General features: G+C 76.8%; 13 protein-coding genes, 1 tRNA gene and 1 pseudogene. 6 read left to right on the top strand and 9 right to left on the bottom strand.

Annotation, left to right across the window (positions count from 1 at the left end; translation table 11 throughout):
* Nucleotides 1-5 precede the first annotated feature (5 nt).
* Nucleotides 6-1316, bottom strand: a complete 1311-nt coding sequence (selA, locus tag ACI8AR_RS20285) for an L-seryl-tRNA(Sec) selenium transferase (protein WP_457052599.1) — start codon at nt 1314-1316, stop codon at nt 6-8.
* A gap of 37 nt (nt 1317-1353) precedes the next feature.
* Nucleotides 1354-1449 (bottom strand) — tRNA-OTHER (locus ACI8AR_RS20280).
* 29 nt (nt 1450-1478) lie between these two features.
* On the opposite strand from ACI8AR_RS20280, the gene selD reads away from it, so the two are divergent.
* From selD to ACI8AR_RS20255, 5 genes are all read left to right on the top strand, one after another.
* The gene (gene selD, locus ACI8AR_RS20275) at nt 1479-2480 is read left to right on the top strand and encodes a selenide, water dikinase SelD (RefSeq protein WP_456938642.1); all 1002 of its coding nucleotides are present in this window, start codon (nt 1479-1481) and stop codon (nt 2478-2480) included.
* A gap of 63 nt (nt 2481-2543) precedes the next feature.
* Complete coding sequence (locus ACI8AR_RS20270; RefSeq protein ID WP_457052598.1) at nt 2544-3122, top strand: hypothetical protein; 579 nt, start codon at nt 2544-2546, stop codon at nt 3120-3122.
* 137 nt (nt 3123-3259) lie between these two features.
* Complete coding sequence (locus ACI8AR_RS20265; protein ID WP_457052597.1) at nt 3260-3835, top strand: hypothetical protein; 576 nt, start codon at nt 3260-3262, stop codon at nt 3833-3835.
* A 60-nt stretch (nt 3836-3895) separates the two neighbouring features.
* Complete coding sequence (locus ACI8AR_RS20260; protein WP_457052596.1) at nt 3896-4861, top strand: zinc-binding dehydrogenase; 966 nt, start codon at nt 3896-3898, stop codon at nt 4859-4861.
* Nucleotides 4862-4875: 14 nt separating this feature from the next.
* Entirely contained in the window at nt 4876-5019 is a 144-nt protein-coding gene (locus ACI8AR_RS20255; protein ID WP_457052595.1) for a hypothetical protein, read from the top strand.
* Here the strand turns inward: ACI8AR_RS20255 and ACI8AR_RS20250 are convergent.
* The 4 genes from ACI8AR_RS20250 to lepA all read right to left on the bottom strand — a co-directional run bounded on the left by ACI8AR_RS20250 (nt 4988) and on the right by lepA (nt 9950).
* The gene (locus tag ACI8AR_RS20250) at nt 4988-6736 is read right to left on the bottom strand and encodes an MFS transporter (RefSeq protein ID WP_457052594.1); all 1749 of its coding nucleotides are present in this window, start codon (nt 6734-6736) and stop codon (nt 4988-4990) included. The genes ACI8AR_RS20255 and ACI8AR_RS20250 overlap by 32 nt on opposite strands.
* Nucleotides 6705-7406, bottom strand: coding sequence for an LppX_LprAFG lipoprotein (locus ACI8AR_RS20245; protein ID WP_457052593.1), 702 nt, complete (start codon nt 7404-7406; stop codon nt 6705-6707). The genes ACI8AR_RS20250 and ACI8AR_RS20245 overlap by 32 nt, the downstream gene beginning before the upstream one ends.
* Nucleotides 7407-7467: 61 nt before the next feature.
* Nucleotides 7468-8124, bottom strand: a complete 657-nt coding sequence (locus tag ACI8AR_RS20240) for an MOSC domain-containing protein (protein WP_457052592.1) — start codon at nt 8122-8124, stop codon at nt 7468-7470.
* Nucleotides 8121-9950, bottom strand: coding sequence for a translation elongation factor 4 (lepA, locus tag ACI8AR_RS20235; protein WP_457052591.1), 1830 nt, complete (start codon nt 9948-9950; stop codon nt 8121-8123). The genes ACI8AR_RS20240 and lepA overlap by 4 nt, the downstream gene beginning before the upstream one ends.
* A gap of 180 nt (nt 9951-10130) precedes the next feature.
* Between lepA and rpsT the strand changes: the two genes are divergently transcribed.
* Nucleotides 10131-10391, top strand: a complete 261-nt coding sequence (rpsT, locus tag ACI8AR_RS20230; protein ID WP_457052590.1) for a 30S ribosomal protein S20 — start codon at nt 10131-10133, stop codon at nt 10389-10391.
* Between the two features lie 93 nt (nt 10392-10484).
* Here the strand turns inward: rpsT and holA are convergent, their stop codons facing one another.
* The 3 genes and pseudogenes from holA to ACI8AR_RS20215 all read right to left on the bottom strand — a co-directional run bounded on the left by holA (nt 10485) and on the right by ACI8AR_RS20215 (nt 14786).
* Nucleotides 10485-11399, bottom strand: coding sequence for a DNA polymerase III subunit delta (gene holA / locus ACI8AR_RS20225; RefSeq protein ID WP_457052589.1), 915 nt, complete (start codon nt 11397-11399; stop codon nt 10485-10487).
* A gap of 400 nt (nt 11400-11799) precedes the next feature.
* A pseudogene (locus ACI8AR_RS20220) lies at nt 11800-13272 on the bottom strand (ComEC/Rec2 family competence protein); the annotation flags it as partial.
* 629 nt (nt 13273-13901) lie between these two features.
* Nucleotides 13902-14786, bottom strand: coding sequence for a ComEA family DNA-binding protein (locus tag ACI8AR_RS20215; protein WP_457052588.1), 885 nt, complete (start codon nt 14784-14786; stop codon nt 13902-13904).
* Between the last annotated feature and the right edge of the window lie 15 nt (nt 14787-14801).

The following is a 14801-nucleotide window of genomic DNA, read 5'->3' as shown; positions in this document are numbered from 1 at the left end:
GCCGCTCAGGGACACCGGCCGGCCACCTCCAGCACCGCGGCGGCGAGGTCGTCGTCGGCCGACGGCGGCACGCTGCGCAGGTCGAGCAGGGTGCGCCCGTCGGCCACGTACCCGACGACCGGCCGGGCGCCGAGCCGCAGCGGCTCGGCGAACTCCTCGGGCAGCGAGACCGCAGCGCTGGGCAGCGGGTGCTCGGGCGCCCCTCCCCCGCCGACCCGGGCGGCGGAGTCCACCGCGTGCGCGTCCACCCCGGCGGCGGCCAGCCGCCCCGCCAGAGCACGCGCCCGGGCCCGCAGCCCCGCGACCTCCGCGGCGAGCATCTGCTGCACCGGCGGCTGCGGGCCGCGCAGCGTGGCCTCCAGCGCGGCCAGTGTCGTCTTGTCGACCCGCAGCGCCCGGTACAGCGGGTGCCGGCGCAGCCGCTGCACCAGGTCGGCGCGGCCGAGCACCAGGCCGGCCTGCGGGCCGCCGAGCAGCTTGTCGCCGCTGGCGAGCACCAGGTCGGCGCCGTCGGCCAGCGTCGTCTGCAGGTCCGGCTCGTCGGGCAGCGCCGGGTGCGGGCGCAGCAGCCCGGAACCGACGTCGGCCACCAGCGGCACGCCGCTGTTCGCCAGCGCCTCGGCCAGCTCGTGCACCGGCACGGCCCGCGTGAAGCCGCGGACGACGAAGTTCGACGGGTGCACCTTGAGCACCGCGCCGGTGTCCTCGTGCAGGGCGTCGCGGTAGTCGTCGAGGGTGACCCGGTTGGTCGTCCCCACCTCGCGCAGCCGGGCGCCGGTCGACTCGAGCAGGGCGGGGATGCGGAAGCCGTCGCCGATCTCGATCAGCTCGCCGCGGGCGATGACCAGCTCGCCGCCCAGCGCCGTGGCCACCAGCGCCAGCGCGGCCGCGCAGTTGTTCACCACGAGCGCGGTCTGCGCGGCGGGGACGGCGGCCAGCAGCGCGGCGATCGCCGCCTCGCCGCGCGGCCCGCGGCGGCCGGTGGTCAGGTCCAGCTCGACGTCGGTGGTGCCGCTGGCCGCGACCACCGCCTCGACGGCCGCGGCCGACAGCGGCGCCCGCCCGAGGTTGGTGTGCACGAGGACGCCGGTGGCGTTGAGCACCGGGCGCAGGGCGGACGCGGTCGAGGGCAGGCCGGCGAGGACAGCGGCGACCGCGTCGCCGGGCGCGAGCTCGCCCGCGCGGACGCGGGACTGCACGGCGCGGACGGCGTCCTTGACCAGCTCCCGGCCCAGCCGCGACGCGGCGTCGGCCAGCGCCGGGTCGGCCAGCAGCGTGTCGGTGCGGGGCACTGCCCGCCGCGGGTCGGCGCTCATCGCTGCGGAGCGTATGCGCGCCGGCCCGCGGGGAGGCTGGCGGAGGCGGACGGGAATCGAACCCGCCTGACCGAGCTGCTCGGCCACGTCGGCTTTAGAGGCCGCGGGGGCCACCAGGCGCCCTGACGCCTCCACCGATCAGCCTACGGTGGGGCCGTGACCATCGCCCCGGAGAAGGTCCGGCTGACCCGGTTCGCCCACGGCGGCGGCTGCGCCTGCAAGATCCCGCCCGGCGAGCTCGAGGCCGTCGTCGCGGGGCTCACGCACACCGGCCCGGCCGACCCGGCCGCCGAGCTGGTCGTCGGCCTCGACGACGGCGACGACGCGGCCGTCGTCCGGATCGCCGGCGGGCAGGGGCTGGTGCTCACCACCGACTTCTTCACCCCGGTCGTCGACGACGCGTACACCTTCGGCCGGATCGCCGCGGCCAACGCGCTGTCCGACGTCTACGCGATGGGCGGCACCCCGGTGGTCGCGGTCAACCTGCTCGGCTGGCCGCGGGACGTGCTGCCCGCCGAGCTCGCCGCCGAGGTGCTGCGCGGCGGGCTCGAGGCGGCGCAGGAGGCGGGCTGCCACGTCGGCGGCGGGCACTCGATCGACGACCCCGAGCCCAAGTACGGCATGGCCGTCACCGGCGTCCTCGACCTCGATCGGGTCATCCGCAACGACGCCGCCGTCGCCGGGACGCCGCTGTCGCTGACCAAGCCGCTCGGCGTCGGCGTGCTCAACAACCGGATGAAGGCCACCGGCGAGGTCAGCGAGGAGGCGGTGGCGTCGATGACCGCGCTCAACCGGGACGCCTCTCGCGCCGCGCTGGCCGCCGGCATCCGCGCGGGCACCGACGTCACCGGCTTCGGCCTGCTCGGGCACCTCTACAAGATGGCGCGCGCCAGCGGGGTGACCGCGGTGGTCGACGCCGCCGCCGTCCCCTACCTGGCCGGTGCCCGCGAGGCGCTGGCCGGCGGGTTCGTCTCCGGCGGCACCCGGCGCAACCTCGACTGGGTGCGCCCGCACACCGACCTGTCCGCCGTCGGCGAGGACGAGGCGCTGCTGCTGGCCGACGCGCAGACCTCCGGCGGGCTGCTGCTGGCCGGCGAGGTGCCCGGCGCCCCGGTGGTCGGCGAGTTCGTCCCGCGCGGCGAGCACGTCGTCGTCGTCCGCTAGGTCCTTCCGCCGCCCGGCGGCGGCTGCCATCCTCCGCGCCCGGCAGCGGCGGAGGAGGACGGCGTGCGGTGGATCGGAGGCCTGGCGGCGGTGCTGCTGGCCGGGTGCGGCGGGCAGCCGGCGGCGGTCCCGCGGGCCACGCCGACTACCCCGGCCGCGCCGGACGACGACGGCACCGGGTACGCCAGCGCGTTCCTCGGCGCCGGCGGCGACAGCGGCAGCGACGACCTCTTCGTGCACGTCACCGTGTTCGACCCGCCGGACGCCGACGCCTTCGGCAACGGCGAGTTCTTCGTCCTCGGCTGGGACTGCCTGACCGAGCAGCGGGTCCCCGCGACCGTCGCCGGCCTGGAGTCGGCGACCGCCCGCGGGGAGCTGGCGCTGACCTGCGGGTCGCACACGCGGCCGGGCGAGGTCACCGGCACCGCCGTGGTGGACCTGACCTGGACCGCGGAGGGCCCCGGCCACGAGTACACCCTCGACAGCCCCGACGGCGCCTGCCGCGAGCTGCTCACCGACCGGCACGCCGTGGTGACCGGGCAGGTGCGCGTCGTCGTGCCGGAGCTCGGCTACGACGGCGTCGCGGTCACCCTGGCCGACGACGACGACTCGCTCGCCCGGGGCGTCCCGGCCTGCCCCTGACCGGTCCCGGCGCGTCCGGCGTGACGCGCCGTCGTCCGGTTCCACCGCACACGGATCCGTTCCGCACCCCGTCCACCGCTGCCACCCTGCCGCCCGCGCCGGAGCCGGACGGTCCGGGCGGCGCGGAGGAGGACGACATGCGGACGCGGACGGCCGGCGCCTCGACACTGCTGCTGGCTGCCGGTGCTCTGGGCACGCTGACCGGGACCGCGGCAGCGGCGCCACCCGACGGACGCGGGGCGACGACGAGCTGGTACGCCACGACGCAGGTGGACGGCGGTGACCTCTCCGTCGACGCGACGGTCACCGGCGGTCGGGACGGCGGGGCGGTCGCCGACGTCGCCGTCTTCCTCGGGGGGCTGCGCTGCGTGCCCCTCGGCGACCTCGACGTCGCCCTCGCGCAGCTGGAGTCGGCAGCGGTGTCCGGGGAATCGGCCATGAGCTGCACCCCGGAGGGTGGACAGGGTGCCGTCCCGGTGGGGGCGCACCTGACGATCGACCTCGCCTGGACCGGGGCCGGGGACGTGCGGCGCCTCCCGCTGACCGGGTCACTCGACCACTGCGTCGGCCGCTTCCTCGAACGGGACGCCGAGGTGACCGGCTCGGTCACGGTCACCATCGGGGGCGGCACGCCGTACACCGTGACGGGCGACGCCGCCGGCGACGTCGCGCTGCGCTGGCAGCACGTGGCCTGCCCGCCACCGGCCGCCTGAGCCCCGCCCGTCCGGCGGGCGCGGTCGCCCGCCGGACGAGGGTGTCCTAACGTCCGGCGCATGCGCGCCGTCTTCGTCTCCACGCCCTCGCCCGACGACCCGCTCTCCGTCCTGGAGGTCGGCGAGCGCCCGGAGCCGGAGGTGCCCGACGGCTGGACGACGGTGCAGGTCAAGGCCGTCTCGCTCAACCACCACGACCTGTTCAGCCTGCGCGGCATCGGCCTGCCTCAGGAGCGGATGCCGATGATCCTGGGCACCGACGCGGCCGGGCTGGACGAGGACGGCAACGAGGTGGTCGTCCACGGCGTCGTCGCCAGCCCCGGCTGGACCGGCGACGAGACGCTCGACCCGAAGCGCACGCTCTTCTCCGAGCTGTACCAGGGCACCATGGCCGAGCGGGTCGCCGTCCCCCGGCGCAACGTGCTGCCCAAGCCCGCCGAGCTGTCCTTCGCCGAGGCCGCCTGCCTGCCCACCGCCTGGCTGACCGCCTACCGGATGCTCTTCGTCCGCTCCGGCCTGCGGCCCGGCCAGACGGTGCTCGTGCAGGGCGCCAGCGGCGGCGTCGCCACCGCGCTGGTCGTGCTCGGGCGGGCCGCCGGCTACCGGATGTGGGTCACCGGCCGCAGCGAGGAGAAGCGGGCCGCCGCACTCCAGCTCGGCGCGGACCGGGCCTTCGAGACCGGCGCCCGGCTGCCCGAGCGGGTCGACGGCGTCATGGAGACCGTCGGCAAGGCGACGTGGAGCCACAGCGTCAAGTCGCTCAGGCCTGGCGGCGTCATCGTCACCTCCGGCGCCACCACCGGCTACGACCCGGGCGCCGAGCTCAACCGGGTGTACTTCACCCAGCTGTCGGTGGTCGGCTCCACCATGGGCACCCGCGACGAGCTGGAGTCGCTGGTCCGGATGTGCGCGGTGACCGGCGTCCGCCCGGTCATCGACGTCGAGCTGCCGCTGGAGGAGGCCCGCGAGGGCTTCGGCCGCATGCTCGAGGGCCGCACCGCCGGGAAGATCGTCTTCACCCTCTGACGAGGAGGCCGGCCGTGGCCCGGACAGCGCGGGTGTGGCGGGGCCGGGTCCGCACCGGGGACGCCGACGCCTACGCCGTCTACCACCCCGAGGACGACCGGTACCTCGTGCAGCGCGAGGACACCGTCACGCACCACGAGCTGCGCGAGCCCGGCTGACCTCGCGCAGCAGCACGAGCGCCGCCACCGCCGCCAGCGCGGCCGCGACCGCGGCGCCCGCGAAGACGGTGTGCAGCTGGGTGAGGACGGCCTGGTCCACGGCCGCGTCGTAGGCGGGGCAGTCGGCCGGGGTGTCCGGGCAGACGGTCAGCGGCGAGCCGATCGCCGCCACCTCGGCGGTGAACCGGCGCAGCGCCACCGCGGTGAGCAGCGACAGCCCGACCAGCATGCCCACGGTCCGGGCGACGACGGCGAGCGCGCTGGCGCTGCCGTGCACGGCCGGCCCGGTGACCGCCAGCAGCACCGCGTTGACCGGCGCGATCGCCAGGCCGAACCCGAGCCCGGCGGCCAGCAGCACGACCGTGGACCACCACCGGTCCAGCGACGTCTCGCCCCAGCCGGTCATCGCCCACAGCGCCAGCGCGGCCAGCACCATGCCACCGGCCGCGACCAGCCGCGGGGGCAGCACCCGGCACAGCCAGCCGCCGGCGACCGCGCCCACCGGGACCGCGACCAGCAGCCGCACCAGCACGAGCGCGGCGCCGAGCTGGTCGCCGGGCGTCGTCGTCGCGCGCGCGAACAGCGGGACGTCGACCAGCGCCGCCACCAGCGCCACCCCGACCAGGAGGTTGACCAGCAGCGCTCCCCACGCGCCGGGCGGCCGCAGCGCGCCCAGCGGCAGCACCGGGTCGGGCGCGCGCCGCTCGTGCAGCCAGAAGCCGACGGCGGCCAGCGCGGCGACCGGCAGCAGCACCGGGCCGTACGCGACGACCTCGGTGGCCGGGTCGGCGGCGGCGAACGCCCACACCAGCGCCCCGAGCGCGACGACGGCGAGCAGCGAGCCCAGCACGTCCACCTCGCGGACCAGCCGCGGCACCCCGCGCAGCGGCAGCACCGCGCCGGCGGGGTGCGCCAGGCTGCGCGCCACCAGTGCCAGTCCGGCGGCGACCGCGACGAGGACCAGCGGCGTGGAGGCCGTCACGCCGTCGGCCAGCGGCACCCAGGCCAGACCGAGGGTGACGTCCTCGGCCAGCGCGGCCGGCTCGGCCAGCTGCAGGCCCGCGGCGGCGCCGCAGAGCAGCAGCAGGACGAGGCCGACGGGGTCGGGCCGCCGGCCGCCGCCGGTGAGCACCACCCCCGCGGCGAGCACCAGCCCGAGCAGCAGGTTGAGCCAGAAGACCGCCCGCCAGTCGCTGACCGCGAGCACCGCGGCGCCGGCCAGCGGGCCGAGCACCGCGCCGGCCTCCTGCACCGCGCCGACCACGCCCAGCGGCACCGCCCGGCGCTCGGGCGGCCACCGGTCGGCGACCAGGGCCAGCGTGGCGGGGACCAGCCCGCCGGCGCCCACGCCCTGCAGGCCGCGGCCGGCGACGGCCGGGCCCAGGTCGCTCGCCGTCGCGGTCAGCAGCGAGCCCAGCGCGAACAGCAGCAGGCAGCCGGCCAGCACCGGCAGCCGGCCGCGCAGGTCGGCCAGCCGGCCCAGCAGCGGCAGCGTGGCGGTGTAGCCGAGCAGGAAGCCGCCGACGATCGGCGTCGCCCGCTGCAGCTCGTCGATGCCGACGCCGACCCCGGCGAGGATGTCCGGCAGCGCCAGGACGACGACGTAGGTGTCGGCCGCGGTGACCAGCACCGCCAGCGTGGCGAGGACGACCAGCGGCAGCCCCGGGACCGCGGGCGCCCGGGACTCAGCCGACAGGCGGTGCGGTGATCTCGACATCGTCGCCGGGGTCGGAGAGCTCGAGGGTGAAGGTGGCGTCCTGGTCGGCGGCGTAGAACGGGCCGGTCAGCTCGGCGCGGCGCAGCTCACCCGACTCGGGAGCCACGGAGAAGCGGGCCTCCACCGGCTGGCTCGGGTCCTCGCTGGTGAGCACCTGCTCGACCAGGTCGCCGGGGATCTCCGCGGTCACCTCGCGCACCACCTCGCCGTCGACGCGGCGCTCCTCCCCCAGCTCGGCCCCGTCGGCCTGGGCGAGCAGCTGCGAGATGCCGGTGTCGGGGTCCAGCAGCGCGCCGGGGTCGCCGAAGCCGAACTGCGCGGGGTCGACGACGCTGTAGCCGCTGGTGAACGGCAGCTGCGCGTAGACGGTGCCGTCGACCGAGACGACGGCGAGGTCGAGCGCCGAGCCGACGGCCAGCACCTGCAGCGTGCCCTCGAACGAGGCCGGGCGGAGGACGTCGCCCTCGCCGCCGACCAGCGCGGTGCCGGTGGTGGGCGCGCCCTCGCTGGTCAGCACGAAGTGCAGCGACTCCGTCTCGTCGAGCGTGGTCTTCGCGCGGGCGAGCACGTCGGAGGCGGACTCCTCCGGCTCGCTCCCGCCGCAGCCGGCCAGCGCGGACACCGTGACCACCAGCCCGGCCGCCGTCGCGGCAGCACGGCGCAGCACCATCGTCGTCCTCCCGTCCGTGCCGGGGGGCTCCCGGCGCGGGCACGGTAGCGCGCGCCCCGGGTCAGGCCGGGGCGGCGGCCCTCGCGGCGATCCGCGCGGCGAGCTTCGGCTGGTCCTTGACCGGGAACGACGCCAGCGCGGGCTCGAGCTGGCCGATGCGGTACCGCTGGGTGGTGAGCGCGCGGAAGGCCAGGCCGGCGGTGACCCCGTGGTCCGGCCGGTCGACGACGGTGACCTCGTCCCCCGCGCCGACGTCGCCGGTCTCGAGCACCCTCAGGTAGGCGCCGGTGGCGCCGTGCGCGGTGAACCGCTTGACCAGGTCCGGGACGTCCCAGAAGCGGGCGAAGTTGGCGCACGGGATGCGCGGCGCGGTCACCTCGAGCAGCGCCGTCCCCACCCGCCAGCGCTCGCCGATGACCGCCTCGGTGAGGTCCACACCCGCCGTCCGCAGGTTCTCGCCGAAGCGGCCCGGTGGCAGGTCGCGGCCGAGGTCGGCGGCCCACCAGTCGGCGTCCTCCTGGGCGTAGGCGTAGACCGCCTGACCCTCCCCGCCGTGGTACTTCCGGTTGACCTGGACGTCGCCGTCCAGGCCCAGCTCGCCGACGGCGACGCGGCCGGGCCGCGGCCGCTTGTCGATGCCGCTGCGGTCGGGCCGGCGCCCGGGGAGCGGGAGGAGGTCGGAGCCGGAGACGCAGACGGCGAGGAGCCGGCCGCTCACTTCTTCGCGGCGGAGGGCTCGTTGGTGGAGAGCGCGGCGACGAACGCCTCCTGGGGGACCTCGACGCGGCCGACCATCTTCATCCGCTTCTTGCCCTCCTTCTGCTTCTCCAGCAGCTTCCGCTTGCGGGTGATGTCACCGCCGTAGCACTTGGCGAGGACGTCCTTGCGGATGGCGCGGACGGTCTCGCGGGCGATCACCCGGGAGCCGACGGCGGCCTGGATGGGCACCTCGAACTGCTGGCGCGGGATGAGCTCGCGCAGCTTGCCGGCCATCATCACGCCGTAGCCGTAGGCCTTGTCCTTGTGCACGATCGCGCTGAACGCGTCCACGGCCTCGCCCTGCAGCAGGATGTCCACCTTGACCAGCGAGGACTCCTGCTCGCCGGCCTCTTGGTAGTCCAGCGAGGCGTAGCCGCGGGTGCGCGACTTCAGGGCGTCGAAGAAGTCGAAGATGATCTCGCCGAGGGGCAGCGTGTAGCGCAGCTCGACGCGGGACTCGCTCAGGTAGTCCATGCCGCCGAGCTGGCCGCGCCGGCTCTGGCACAGCTCCATGATCGCGCCGGTGTAGTCGCTGGGCGCGATGATCGTGGCGTTGACGACCGGCTCGTAGACCTTGTCGATCTTGCCCTCGGGCCAGTCGCTGGGGTTGGTGACGGTGTGCTCGGTGCCGTCCTCCATGACCACCCGGTAGACGACGTTGGGTGCCGTGGAGATGAGGCTGATGCCGGCCTCGCGCTCGAGCCGCTCGCGGACGATCTCGAGGTGGAGCAGGCCGAGGAAGCCGACGCGGAAGCCGAAGCCGAGCGCCGCGGACGTCTCCGGCTCGTAGGTCAGCGCCGCGTCGTTGAGCAGCAGCTTGTCCAGCGCCTCGCGCAGCAGCGGGTACTCGCTGCCGTCGATCGGGTAGAGGCCGGAGTAGACCATCGGCCTGGGGTCGCTGTAGCCGCCGATCGGCTCGGCGGCCGGGCGGTGCTGCAGCGTGACGGTGTCGCCGACGCGGGACTGGCGGACGTCCTTCACCCCGGTGATGAAGTAGCCGACCTCGCCGACGCCGAGGCCGTCGACCGGCTTGGGCTCGGGTGAGATGACGCCGATCTCGAGCAGCTCGTGGGTGGCGCCGGTCGACATCATCCGGATGCGCTCGCGGCTGGAGATCCGCCCGTCGACGACGCGGACGTAGGTGATGACGCCGCGGTAGATGTCGTAGACCGAGTCGAAGATCATCGCGCGGGCTGGGGCCTCGGCGTCGCCCTCCGGCGCGGGGATCTGCGCGACGATCGCGTCCAGCAGCTCCGGCACGCCCTCACCGGTCTTGCCGCTGACCTTGAGGACGTCCTCGGGCTCGCAGCCGATGATGTGCGCGATCTCGGCGGCGTACCGCTCCGGCTGCGCGGCCGGCAGGTCGATCTTGTTGAGGACCGGGATGATCGTGAGGTCGTTCTCCAGGGCCAGGTAGAGGTTGGCCAGCGTCTGCGCCTCGATGCCCTGCGCGGCGTCGACCAGCAGGACCGCGCCCTCGCAGGCGGCCAGCGACCGGGACACCTCGTAGGTGAAGTCGACGTGGCCCGGGGTGTCGATCATGTCGAGGACGTACTCGGTGTCCCCGACCTTCCAGGGCAGGCGCACGTTCTGCGCCTTGATGGTGATGCCGCGCTCGCGCTCGATGTCCATCCGGTCGAGGTACTGCGCGCGCATCTGCCGCGCCTCGATGATCCCGGTCACCTCGAGCATCCGGTCGGCCAGCGTCGACTTGCCGTGGTCGATGTGGGCGATGATGCAGAAGTTCCGGATCCGGGCGGGATCGGTGGCAGCGGGAGTCGTCACAGTGCCGCCATCGTCCCACGACGGGGCACCGCGGTGGAGCACCGTGCCGGGGAGGGGTCCCCACGGCCGGGTTGGGACGGCGCGCCGCACGCTGGTAACCTGGCAGGCCGGTCCGCTGACGCATGCCGTCCGGACGCACCGACAGACCCTTTCCCTCCTGCGAGACACCGAGGCTCACGCGTGGCGAACATCAAGTCCCAGATCAAGCGGAACAAGACGAACGAGAAGGCGCGTCAGCGCAACGTCGCCGTCAAGTCCGCCCTGAAGACGGCCGTCCGCCGCTTCCGCGCGGCCGCCGCCGCCGGCGACACCGAGGGCGCGACCACGGCGCTGCAGAAGGCCAGCAAGGCCCTCGACAAGGCCGCCAGCAAGGGCATCATCCACAAGAACCAGGCCGCCAACCGCAAGTCGGGCATGGCCAAGCAGTTGACCAGCCTCTGAGCTGCGTCCCAGCGCTCCCGGGCCCCCGTCCTCCGCACCGGAGGACGGGGGCCCGTCGCTTTGCCGGGGCGCGTCCCCGCCGGGCCGGGCGGTTCAGTAGCCGGCGCGGGCCCGGCCGCGGCCGGTGGTGGCGCGGATGTCGACGATCCGGCGGATGGCCCGCTCGAGCGCGTAGTCGGCGCTCGCGGCCACGCCCTTGACGTCGGCGTTGAGCTCGGCGGCCACCCCGATCGCCTGCTGCAGCCCCTCGATGCTCCAGCCGCGGGCCTGGGTCTGCGCCTTCTTCACCTTCCACGGCGGCAGCTTGAGCGCCCGGGCGAGGTCGCCGGTGTTGGTGGTGTTCAGCGAGGTGACCCGGGCCGCGGTGCGGATGCCGTCGGCGATCGCGTCGGCGATGAGCACGTGCGCGACGCCGCGGTCCAGCGCCCAGCGCAGCGTCTCGATCGAGCCCTGGCGGTCCCCCACCAGCACCTTCTCGGCGACGGTGAAGCCGGTGACCTCGGCCTGCCCGCGGTGGAAGCGGGCGACGGCGTCGGCGTCGATGGTCCCGCCGAAGTCAGCGACCAGCTGCGTGGCCGCCGACGACAGCGCCCGCAGGTCCGCGCCGACCGCGTCGACCAGGGCGGCCACCGCGTCGGGGGTGATCCGGCCGCCGGCCGCGCGCACCTCGTTGCGGACGAACGCCGCCCGGTCGCCGGGCGAGGAGATCTTGGCGCACTCGTCGAGCGCCGCGCCGGCCGCGGTGAACGCCTTGACCAGCGCCTCGTTGCGCTTGCCGCCGTGGTGGACGACGACCAGCGTGAGGTCCGGGTCGGGGTCCTTGCAGTAGCCGGTCAGGGCGTCGACGAGGGCGCTCGCGGCCTCGTGCACGCCGCTGACGACGACCAGCCGGTGCTCGCCGAACAGCGACGGCGCCAGCACGTCGGCGAGCCGGCCGACCGGCAGGCCCGCGGCGACCAGCTCGTGCACCTCCGCGGCGGGGTGGCGCTCGAGGACGGCGGCGCGCACGGCGGCCACGGCGCGGGAGCGCAGCAGCTCCTCCTCGCCGACGACGGCCCGCAGGCGGGAGGTCGGTGCCGGGGGTGCCGCTGCCACGCCCCGATGGTGTCACGGCCCGCCGACGGTCCCGCCGCACCGCGGGTCCGCGCGGTACGCCGTCCTCGCCGGGGTGCGCCGCCCCGGCCCGCGCCCCCGGAGCGCCGCGGGCGGCGACGCCCCACTCCCCCGCCGACCCGACGACGGCCAGGTCGCCCTCCCGGTCGGTGCGGTGCACCCGCATCCCGTCCCGGGCTAGCAGCGACAGCAGCCGCGGCGCCGGGTGCCCGTAGGTGTTGTCCGCGCCGACGCTGACCAGCGCCACCCGGGCGCCGGTCGCGGCGAGGAAGGCCGGATCGGCGTCGGCGCTGCCGTGGTGCGGGACCTTGAGCACGTCGGCGCGCAGGTCCACGCCCCGGTCGAGGACCCGTGCCTCGGCGGCCGCGCTCAGGTCCCCGGTGAGCAGCACCCGCACGCCGCGCACGGTGACCCGTACGACCAGCGAGAGGTCGTTGGGCTCGGCCGCGGCGGTCGCGATCTCCGGCGGCGGCGCCAGCACCTCGAGCCGGGCGCCGCCGACGTCGCGGCGGTCACCGGGGACGAGGACCTCGCGGCGGGCGCCGGCCCGGGCGGCGGCGCGGGCCAGGTCGCCGGCGCGGTCGTCGGCCGGGGACAGCGTGCCGGTGGCGAGGACGCCGACCTCTCGCCCGTCCAGCGCGCCGGCCAGCCCGCCGACGTGGTCGGCGTCGAGGTGCGACAGCAGCACCAGGGGCAGCCGGTCGACGCCCAGCCGGTCCAGGCAGCGGTCGACCGGTCCCACGTCCGGGCCGGCGTCGACGAGCACGGCCTCGCCCGGGCCGGTCGGGAGGACCAGCGCGTCGCCCTGCCCGACGTCGCAGGCGACCAGTACGGACTCGCCCGGCGGCCAGCCGTCGGCGACGTGGCGCAGCGGCCAGCCGAGCAGCACCAGCCCGAGCAGCGCGGCCAGTCCCAGCGGGCGCAGCCGCCGGTACCGCCACAGCGCCAGCCCGGCGGCGAGCAGCAGGACGGTCAGCAGCAGCGCGCCGCCGGTGCCGGCCGGCCAGCCGGTCGCGCCGTCGGGGAGGGCGGCCGCGGTGCCCGCCACGGCGACCAGCCACCGCACCGGCCAGCCCGCCAGCCACACGAGGCCGTCCCCGGCGACCGGCACGACCGGCCCCACGACGGCCGCCAGCAGGCCGAGCACCGTCGCCGGCGCCACCGCGGGCGCGGCGAGCAGGTTGGCCGGCAGCGACACCGGGCTGACCAGCCCGGACAGGCCCGCCACGAGCGGCGCGGTGGCCAGCCCGGCGGCCGCGGCGACCGCCACCGCGTCGGCGGGCGTGCGCGGCCAGCCCCGCCGCTGCAGCCGGCGGGACCAGCGGGGCGCCAGCAGCACGATCGCCGCCGTCGCCGCGACCGACAGGGCGAAGCCGGCGTCGCGGGCCAGCCGCGGGTCGAGCAGCAGGAGCACCAGCACCGACGCGGCCAGCGCGGGGACCGCCGCCCGCGCCCGGCCGGAGGCCAGCGCCAGGAGGGTGACCGCGCCCATGGCCGCCGCCCGGAGCACGCTGGCGTCGGGCCGGACCAGCACCACGAAGCCGGCGAGGACCACGAGCGCCACGACCGCCTGCACCCGGCGGTCGACCGCCCGCCGGCGCAGCGGCGCGAGCACGCCGGTGAGGACGATCGCCACGTTGGCGCCGGAGACCGCGGTGAGGTGGGACAGGCCGGCGCGGCGGAAGTCCTCCTCCAGCACGGGGTCCAGGCCCCGGGTGTCGCCGACGACCAGGCCGGGCAGCAGCCCGTCCGCGGGTCCGGGCAGCACCCGCCGGGCGGAGGCGGCCAGCCCGTCGCGGACGGCACCGGCGGCGCGCTGCAGCCGGGAGGGCCCCTCGACCGGCTCCGGGGGGCCGCGGGCCGACAGCCGCGCGACGACGCCGTCGGTGGCGGGCGCGGTCGCCACCGCCACCCGGGTGCGCACCACCTGCCCGGGCAGCACGCCGGTCCAGTCCTCCGCCGGCGCGAACAGCACGGCGCCGGCGGTCAGCGACACCGTGGCCGCCGGGTCGGTCACCGCGGTGACCGTGACGTCGAGGACCAGCCGGGGCGGGCCGACGCCGGCGACCCGCCGCGGGTCGCCGCCGACCTCCAGGACCACGTCGACCGTGCGGCCGGCCGCGACGTCGGCGAGCGGGGAGGCGGCGCGGGCGGCGCCGCGGACGGCGGCGACGGTCGCGGTGGTGGCCACCGCGGCGAGCACGGCGAGGAGCACGAGGACGCCGGCCCGTCCCCGGTGCCGGACGAGCAGCACCGCCCCCAGCGAGGCCGCGCCGGCCAGGACGAGCAGGACCGGAGGCGACAGCAGGCCGGCGGCGAGGGTGACCGCCCAGGCAGCGGCGGCGGCCGGGACCAGGCGCAGGTCCAGCCACGACCACCGCCGGTCCGGGGAGGCGCTCACACCCGGACCAGGTCGGCCAGCTCGCCGTAGACGGCCGGGCCGATGCCCGGGACGTCGTCGAGCTGCTCGACGCTGGTGAACCGGCCGTGCTGCCCGCGGTGGTCGACGATGCGCTGGGCGAGCACCGGGCCGATGCCGGGCAGGGCGTCGAGGTCGGCGACCGTGGCGGCGTTGAGGTCCAGCGGCCCGGCCGGGGCGGCTCCCCCACCGCCCGGCGCGGCGGCCACGCCGGGGACGCCGACGGCGACCTGCTGCCCGTCGCTGACGACCGCGGCCAGGTTGACCGAGGCGGGGTCGGCCTCGGGGAGGAGGCCGCCGGCCGCGGCCACCGCGTCGGCGACGCGGGCGCCCTCGGGCAACGTCACCAGGCCGGGCGTGACGACGAGGCCCACCACCGAGACGACGACCGTCGTGCGGGTCTCGGCCGCAGGCGCGGGCTCCGTGTCGACGGCCGGGACGGACTCCGGCGCCGGCTCCACCTCCGGCCGCTGCAGCCAGGTCCACCCGGCGAGCAGCAGCGCCGCCACCAGGCCGGTCAGCCACAGCGCCGCGCTGCCGCGCCGGCCGGGGTCCACCCGCACCGCACGCCCCGGCGCCCGGTGCCGGCCGAGCCCGCCCGGCAACCGCCCGTCCGCCCCGTCCGCCGCATCGTCGCCCGGGTCGCCATCGAGGTCGTCGAGGTCGTCGAGGTCGTCGACGTCGTCGTCGGCCCGGTCCGCGCGGGACTCCGGGCGGCGGAGGAGGGCGACGCCGGTGCGCGGCGGGGACTCGAGCGGGTCGTCGTCAGGCAGCCAGCCCGAGCGCCGGCCCTCGTCGAGCAGCACCCGGAGGCGGGCACGGATGACGTCGGCGGCGGGGTCGCGGCGGGAGGTCAGGCGCACGCGGCGGACGCTAGG

The organism is Geodermatophilus sp. SYSU D01036, assembly GCF_054050435.1.
The sequence above is the reverse complement of the archived record's forward strand: the minus strand, read 5'-3'. Positions and strand labels throughout refer to the sequence as shown.

Bases quoted from the DNA above. Each gene is read 5' to 3' on its own strand.
- ACI8AR_RS20250 (WP_457052594.1), bottom strand. From the start codon at position 6,736: ATGTCGAGATCACCGCACCGCCTGTCGGCTGAGTCCCGGGCGCCCGCG.
- ACI8AR_RS20265 (WP_457052597.1), top strand. From the start codon at position 3,260: ATGCGGACGCGGACGGCCGGCGCCTCGACACTGCTGCTGGCTGCCGGT.
- ACI8AR_RS20245 (WP_457052593.1), bottom strand. From the start codon at position 7,406: ATGGTGCTGCGCCGTGCTGCCGCGACGGCGGCCGGGCTGGTGGTCACG.
- selA (WP_457052599.1), bottom strand. From the start codon at position 1,316: ATGAGCGCCGACCCGCGGCGGGCAGTGCCCCGCACCGACACGCTGCTG.
- ACI8AR_RS20260 (WP_457052596.1), top strand. From the start codon at position 3,896: ATGCGCGCCGTCTTCGTCTCCACGCCCTCGCCCGACGACCCGCTCTCC.